An 8,193-nucleotide genomic window follows, 5' to 3' on the forward strand; every position below is an offset into this window, starting at 1 on the left:
CTTCATTAGATAAATAGGTCGAATTATTATTCTAATATACTGAAAATCAATGCTTTAACCTAATATTCAAACGCTTAATTTGCTGATAGTCAATGAATTATATTTTTGTCATGTACTAAAATCGAAGGTAGTTCCCGAATAGTTTGTTAAGGAGGCTTTCTTATTAAAAACGACCGATGTCTTGTTACGGGAAACTGTTTGAAACGACTCTGAATCTATTATTGTAGGCACTTTCCAATCCGGAAAATCAAATCCTTTGCCTTTTGGAAAAAATAGGGAAAACTGTCCCCCTTCCGGTCCTAACCAAAAGCGTTCTTCTCCTCCAAAAGCGTTGAATTGGGAATTAATCTTTCCTGAGACAATTAGATCATGGTTAATCCAACCAAAGCTCATCCCTTCGTCGCCATCCAATGTGCTAGTCATAACACGACCTTGCAACTCAGGTACAACTACAATTCCTGATTTTTCTGAGGGGTTTTCCAAAACCGTCGCATCTTGATAATACTGTTGCAACAGTTTTCTATCATACCCATAACTTCCTTTGAGATGTGTTTTTTCCTCTTTTTTTGTTGTTACCTCAAAACGCCTCAAATAACAATCATTACCATTATGCACCATACTAATTCCCCATTTCAATTCATTAGATTCATTTCCTGTCAAATCAGGTCGATAAGCACCAGGGGCATTTGGTCTATTAATAGCTTTAACCAAATGCGTATTAGACATAAAGTCGAATCCGGTTTCTGAATAGGCAACTGTAGATGAGATCGATGCCAATGCCCCAACTCCAGAACCCTGTTTCCATACCATAACTTCATGGCTCTTATCAAGGAGTGGGTTTTTATCATTTTTCACATATGGGCCTTCCGGTAGGTCTGAAACTGCAACTCCCATATGTGTGTGAGCAGGGCCAGCCGATCCATGAAATCTGCTTCTTCCCTTATAATACAAAAGGTATTTCCCTTCCCTATAAAGCAAAGCCGCATCATCAATCCTATAGCTGTCAAAATCTTCAGGGTTATCACTAATTTTAAGTACAGGATTGGAATTTAACCTTATAAAAGGACCATTAGGATTATTAGACTCTGCCAAACCTAGCGCTGTTATATCAGTAGAAGAATTGTTTTCGAAAACGCTATCGGTTCTGCCCAGTGTTGGTTTTACTCCTGTATAAAACAGATAATACTTTCCGTTGGCCATAATGATGTTGGGCGTAAATACAGCATGGGAATCAAAATCTCCTTGTGAACCAACACCTAAGGCTTCTCCTTGTTCCTGCCAGGTATATCCTTCATCGTTAGAAGTAGCGTACCAAATAGTCCCCCAATAGCCTGGCGCTTGGCCCAAAACTTTCGTATAGTACACGTAGTACGTGTTTTCAACTTTAATAACATCACTGGGGTCCCTTCGTGTTACACCCGCTTCATAGCCTATGCCTTTAATGTTTGTATACCCATAAACAACAGGTGCATCAGTATTGTGTTCGGCAACCTTCTCTGGCTTATTATTTTTACAACTGAAAAAAATAAGCAATCCCGAAAGTAAGATTGTAAATTGTGTTCTCATCTTTACGTTTTATATCAAAGTTTAGTAATATTTTATATCTACTATTAGTTTATCTCCTAATTTAAGTATTTGTTTCTCAAACTCAATATGGCATGTATTTCCAAAAGTAGTTTTATCCGTTTTTATGCGTTTGCCATTGAAAAACAGTCTGACTTTCACTGCTCTGCTTTCCACCCCAAGTGAAAGCTTATTAAGCTTGAGCTGACCATTCAGCATTGTTAAACTATTTATTTGTTCTTTCTGCGTTCTCTTTTGTTCAAAAGTTCCCCACCCTTCAGCAACGGTAAACGGTGCTTTAAAATCTGTTGGTGTTAATTTCGGATTAAATGAAAGGTGTCCTTTGGGACCATGATAATCGAACCCACAAACGGCGAGAAATACCCCATAACTTGCCATTGAACGACTGTAATGATCGCTGCATTCTATTTCATTAAAAGGATTTCTTGCCAAAGGATGATACCGATCGTGAACAGCCCTCATTGTGGCTAAGCCTTCCAATAACAGTCCCTCGTATACCATATGTGCTGCCACTTGGTATTCAAAACCATTCATAGCCTCATCGAAATAGCCGCCGGGCCCTAACCAAGTTTCAGATTCATTGGGTCGCTTATCCATTCCAGGAACGGCTTTTTCCACACCGCCTTTGGGCCAAGTACACATAATGGTTCCTGCTTCTCCTTCGGTAGCATAGATGCGTGCGCCTTTAATGGGTTTGTTTTGCTTTTGATATAAAAAAGCATCGGGTGCAAAGTTGTATTTCCATATGGATCTTAGAGCAGATCGTGTTTCAGATTCGGGGATAACCCTTTCTGGAAGACCTATTTGCCAACCAAAACTCTGTCCTAAAACCTGATCGATGTGGCATCCTATATTAGTATTTATGGCATTTGGATGATTCGGGTCGGGTTTATGTATAAAATACTCACCGTTGTATAGTTTTTCTACTATATTCTTCTGCCCCCGCTTCAACAATGTATCACAAGCGCTTGCAAAATTGTAATCTTCAGCTTCCAATGCCATTTCTTTTCCTGCCGCCAACGCCCCTAAATACAATGAACTGATCCAACCCATCGGACCATACCAAGACGCATCCAATGTGTTATGCTGCCCGCCTTCCAATAAACCATCTTGGTCTTTGTCTTCACTTATAATGAAAGCCACGGACTTCTTGATTTTTGAATAATTTCTTTTTAAAAAGGCATCATCTTTACTCATTTTATGCTCCCTGTAAGCTCTCATAATGGTACCACAATGGCCATCGTGTGCTACTTGTGAACCGTATCTTCCGGCCGTCTCATCCCGATGACCTAAGGAACCATCTTCATTGAACATGCGTCCATAATCGGTTTCTTCACGCAATTTCCTTTCCAGTTTTGGAAATACATGAGCCATCCCTTGAGCATATTGCCAAACGTGCTGACAGGTTCCCGGACAACATTCAACACCTTCCCAGCCCCAAAAACGGCCATTATCAAACCATAGTACAGTGTTGGTAGCTAAACAATCAAGGGAAATAAAACTTCTGTCCAACAACCAATAAGGCAACGTAGAATCATACCATGTTTTATTCCATAGGCGTGTTGTTTCTATTAATCTTTTAAAATGATCTCCTATGTATTCCGATACTGCTCCAGCTGATTTAAACTTATTGTAATAATGTCGTTTTAAGTTTTTGACACCCTCTAATGCCAACAACTGTCCAGTCTCATGTTCCTGTTGATTTAAATGGGGAAAACACCATGAGATTACAAAAGAAATCTCTTTGGTTTCTCCCGGTTCTAAGCTTAAGACCTTTCCTAAAACACCTATCGCTTCCTCACTAAAACTACTTGTTTCAACCCTGTTAGGAGCCTCTTCTTTCATTCTACCAAATACACTTTCAATATCACTTAAAGAATCTGTTGCTAAGTCTACAATGGTATTATTAGTATCCTTTAAAACAGACAAAGCCATCGATCCATATCCGTGCTTCTCTTTTAAATCATCTGAAACGGTATAGTTTAAACTTTCTAAATTATTAGATCCGATATAAGTACTTTTCCTTTCACCTTTTTCATCTATATCCTCGAAAGGACAAACGGCATTCTCCAACCAGGAAATCAATTCCAATTCAACCGTAGAACTAGTGTTGTTGGATACTTTATAATTCATTATTGTAGCTGGCAGGGCTGAGTCTTCCTCATTGATAGGTATGAACGGAGAAAACGCTTCCAGGCTAATATCCAAAGGGAAATCCTTATCATGGTAAGTTACTTTACCGATAGGATATTCGCCTCTAAAGGATACATCTGGAAACCCTTTAACATCTAAGGTCCTTATTAAGTGACCGTCGTCCATTTTTACTCTTATGGCGGCTCCTTGTTCCAATGGCCTTTTTTCCCTTGCAAACACTTTATCAGGATCTTTGTAATGTCCCCCTAAGGTCATGGCATCAAAACGTTGTCCGTGATCCTTTTCCCTACTGTATTCTGTTTTAAAAATATGCCATAACCATAATTTACCATCGCCTCCAAGATACAACTGACCGCAAGCGATACCGCCAATAGGCATTCCCACATACTTTAATTGTCCCTTTGTATAAATTTCTGGTTGCCCACGTTCGAATAAAGATTTTACCCATGCCGGGGACAGCTTCTTATCTTGAGGGATGAGATGTGGTTCTTGATCAAAATTAAATGGCCCTGCAAAAATTGAGGGGTTTGGAAAGGCCAAAAAACCAACTCCCAAAGCGGTTTGTTTTATAAAATTCCTTCGAGCGAGGTACTGCTCATCAGTATTGGGGCTACAACATCCTGAGTTAGGATTGCAACATGATGTTTTATTTTTTTTCATCTGTTAACATTTATTTGTTTTTCAAAGGTCAGATGCAATGCCCTTATTATCATTTTGATGGGTTTCCAACTTTTGTTAATGGGCATTTCATAGTTTATGTAATTAACCTGTACGCGTTTTTAACACAGTATTGAAAGTCCTTTGCTTATTAGTAATTTATAACGGTCACTAAGTCCTGATCTTCAATAATTGTGACATCTTTAAAAGTAATAGCAACGAACTCTTTCTGCTGCTGATAGCTGTTTTTAACCCGTTTACCATTGAGTTTCAAAACAACCGATCCAACCTTTTTGTTTTTCGGTATGACTACCGATAGTTGTTTTAATTGCATATTGCCTGAAGCCATATGTACGGTCATCGTTTGCTTATCATCGGCTTGTGTTTGGGAATAACTGCCCCAACCACTGGAGACAATAAACGCTGCTTTAAAATCTTCAGGAGTAAGCTTTGGAGCAAACGCAATTTGTTTTTTAGGACCATGATATTTGAAGCCGCAAACAGCCAGATAAACGCCATAACTTGCCATGGCACGCGCATAATGGTCGCTACATTCTACTTCGTTATAAGGATTACGTTTAGAGGCATGGTAACGATCGTGTATGGCTTTGGTAATTGCCAATCCTTCCATAAGTTTACCTTCCCATATCATGTGTCCGGCAACTTCGTACTCAAACCCTGTCATACACTCATTAAAGTAACCAAACTGCCAATGCTTTTCCCAATCGTCTCGTTTCCCTCCTTTTGGCCAAGTACACATCACCAATCCCATATCGCTATCTATTGCATACGGTCTTCCAGCTAATTTTTCGGGAAGTGAAGCCCTGAATTTTCCCATATGGGGAACAAAATTGTATTTCCATAAGGATTCCAGTGATTTTTGTATCATCTCCTCATTATACAATCTTCCTAACCCCAACTGAAATGCCCAACTTTGTCCGAATACCTGATCGATATAACAACCAATACCAATACCTATAGCATCTTTATGTTTAGGGTCTTCATTCTGAACAAAAAACTCTCCATTAAACAGGTTTTCAATATTTTTTTGCCCTTTTTCAAGAATGGCTTTGCATTCTCTGGCAAACAGCTTATCATTGGCTTCTTCGGCCATGGTACTTCCTGCAGACAATGCTGCCAGATACAACGAGGTTATTACGGGAATGTTACCATACCATTCGGCATCTAAGGTATTATGCTGTTCGCCATAAATCATTCCATTGGCTTCACCGTCTTCTTCATCCATAGCTATTAAATACTGTAATGCCAATTTAATATGCTTCCAATTCTTATTCAAAAAACTGTTGTCAGGCATCATTTGGTGTTCCCTGTACGATCGCAGCACAATACCTGCCTGACCGTCAGCCGCGTCACGGTTGGCTCTACCTCCCCTGAAATCGATTTTGCCATGTTCATCCATAACTGCAAAATCGGTACGCTCCCTAAGGTTGCGTTCTAATTCAGGGAATACGCGTCCAACAGCTTGTGCATAGTGCCATACATGGGTACAGGTACCAGGGCAACAACCAATACCTTCCCAACCCCAAAAGCGCCCGTCTTCCAATAAGTAACAGGTTTCAGTGGCCAGAATAGAGGTGTTTGCAAAGGTTCTGTTCAACAGCCAATAAGGTAAAGTAGATTGGTTATAAAAGGTATCTCTAAACAACAATGTTTGACTGTGCAACTTTTCAAAATTAACGGCTATCTCCCGTGCTACTCCCAAAGCGTCATTAAAGCGATTGCTATAGGAACGCCCTTTAAACCGGTTGCCGTCTGCACTTAAATTTGGAAAATACCAACTAATTACGAAAGTTATATCTTTTTCCTCTCCAGGTTGTAGGGTTACTGTTTTACTAAGTCCCCCGCGTAAACTATTTCCAAAAGTTTCTATTGCCGATGTTTTGGAATCATGCTCACTTGGAAATAACATCTCTGAATGATAATCCTCCTGAGCAGTAGACTCAACATTTGAACCATCATTTAGTAGCATTAAGCTCATATTTCCATAGTCGCGTTGCTGTTTATGCTGAAAGTCCAATTCTGAACCATTTTCATCTATAAGCGCTTCGCAAAACAAGAACGAAGACATATCATCCTCTGTAATTGTATTCTTTAAACGCACTTCAGTAGCTACGCCATTCTTGTAAAGTACCGGGTTTTCCAGCCATCCGGACAATTCACAATGCACCTCTTCATTACTGGTATTAACCACAGTAAAATTCATAACGGTTGCCGGATAACTAGAGGATGACACATCAAGAGGTATAAAAGGAGAATATGCATTTAGAGTAACATTTACAGGCAAGTTCTGCTTTTTATAAGTCACCTCAGCAACGGGATATTGTCCTTTAAATGCAATATCATTAAAGCCTTTGTAATTCAGTTGCTTTGTCCAAGAGGTATTGCTTTGGCTTACTTTGATTGCAAAGCCCTGATCGAATGGATACTCGGGGGTTACGGGTACTATGTAATTCGCACCATCGCGAGGTCTTACGGTTCTTCCTTTTAAATGATGTGTTTTACCTATAACGCCTTCTTTGGTATCATTAAAAATATCCCATAGCCAAAATTTGCCATCTCCTCCCAGATATACTTGACCGGCACAAATACCACCAACTGGCATTCCTATATACACCAACTCACTTCCAGTATAAATTTCTGCCTTTCCTCTTTCATATAAGGTTTTAATCCAATCGGGATCCAGATTTTTATTGATCGGTATTTTATAGGAATCCTGAAATATTTCGGATGCTCTTAAAGGATGAGTCAATCCCATGGTCAAACCTGCTATACCAAGTCCCATGACTTTCATAAAATCCCTACGCTGTACATCGGTATTTAAAAATTCATCGGACGAGTCACAACACGTGTCTGTTTCACAACAAGTCTCTACAACTTTATTTTGCATTTTAAGCTTTTCTAATGGTTCATTTGTTGAACTATCCGGTGTACAGCACCCTGTAGAGGGGTCGCATGTATTTTTATTATCAGCCATATTTTAAAATATTTACTATTGACATGTACCATTTCTGCTTTAAAATTACAAAGGCAAATCAATTTCACTTTATATAGTACGGCCGAACATGTCCCAAAATGGATGTTGGGATATCCCAAGGCTTTAAAAATAAGGGATGAGAAGCTCTGGGATTTTTATTTTAACGTGAACCCCGTTTAGGAGTTCAAGATGTCGCTTCTGTAAAATTCTGAAAACTTTTTATGCCATAAAACATCAAAAAAATGCCTCCTTATTTGCTTTTTAACACAGAAGCTAAGATTCTTACTTTTTTGCATTGTCCAACCCTTCGTCTGGGCTCAGGATAGGTAACAAAAAAGTCTAGGCTCACGATAAAAACCTAAAAAAATGCTACGGTATCCGCTCCCACGGATAAAAATACCTCCCCCTCATTACTTCGGGGTCAAACAAGTTTTTCATCCTCTTGCCCGACCTGCTTCTTTGATTTTTAAGATTTTAATAGATATGCCATGGCTCGCTTCTCTTTAATTTTATTATGCAAACTATGTCATCCCATGTTTGTTTGAGGAAGAATCTCATCATTATGAGATTTCTCACTTCCACTTCGCTCAGTGCAGGCCTAGTTCGTCCCTCTCTCTGTCGAAATAACAAACATCTAAAAAAACAGTTATTTACGATTATTATTAAACACTTGGATAATAATTGAGTTTGTATGTTTAAAGCGTCGTTCTAAAACCAGGAGGTATTATTAACTTGTTAAAGATAAAATTAACTTAAATAATACCACCTGACATGAAAGAACTACAATTTACGAAAAAAGAAGA

The 8,193-nt window shown here is 39.0% G+C and carries 3 protein-coding genes; all 3 read right to left on the minus strand.

Going from position 1 to position 8,193, the window contains the following annotated elements:
• Positions 1 to 108: 108 nt before the first annotated feature.
• The 3 genes from JF259_RS17355 to JF259_RS17365 all read right to left on the minus strand — a co-directional run bounded on the left by JF259_RS17355 (position 109) and on the right by JF259_RS17365 (position 7,390).
• On the minus strand, positions 109 to 1,566 hold the full coding sequence (locus tag JF259_RS17355; protein ID WP_199116977.1) for a DUF6786 family protein: 1,458 nt from the start codon (positions 1,564 to 1,566) through the stop codon (positions 109 to 111).
• Between the two features lie 21 nt (positions 1,567 to 1,587).
• Entirely contained in the window at positions 1,588 to 4,398 is a 2,811-nt protein-coding gene (locus JF259_RS17360; RefSeq protein ID WP_199116978.1) for a GH116 family glycosyl-hydrolase, read from the minus strand.
• Between the two features lie 148 nt (positions 4,399 to 4,546).
• Positions 4,547 to 7,390, minus strand: coding sequence for a GH116 family glycosyl-hydrolase (locus JF259_RS17365; protein WP_199116979.1), 2,844 nt, complete (start codon positions 7,388 to 7,390; stop codon positions 4,547 to 4,549).
• Positions 7,391 to 8,193: the final 803 nt, after the last annotated feature.

The sequence above is a fragment of the Snuella sedimenti genome (assembly GCF_016428595.1).
Classification (GTDB): domain Bacteria; phylum Bacteroidota; class Bacteroidia; order Flavobacteriales; family Flavobacteriaceae; genus Snuella; species Snuella sedimenti.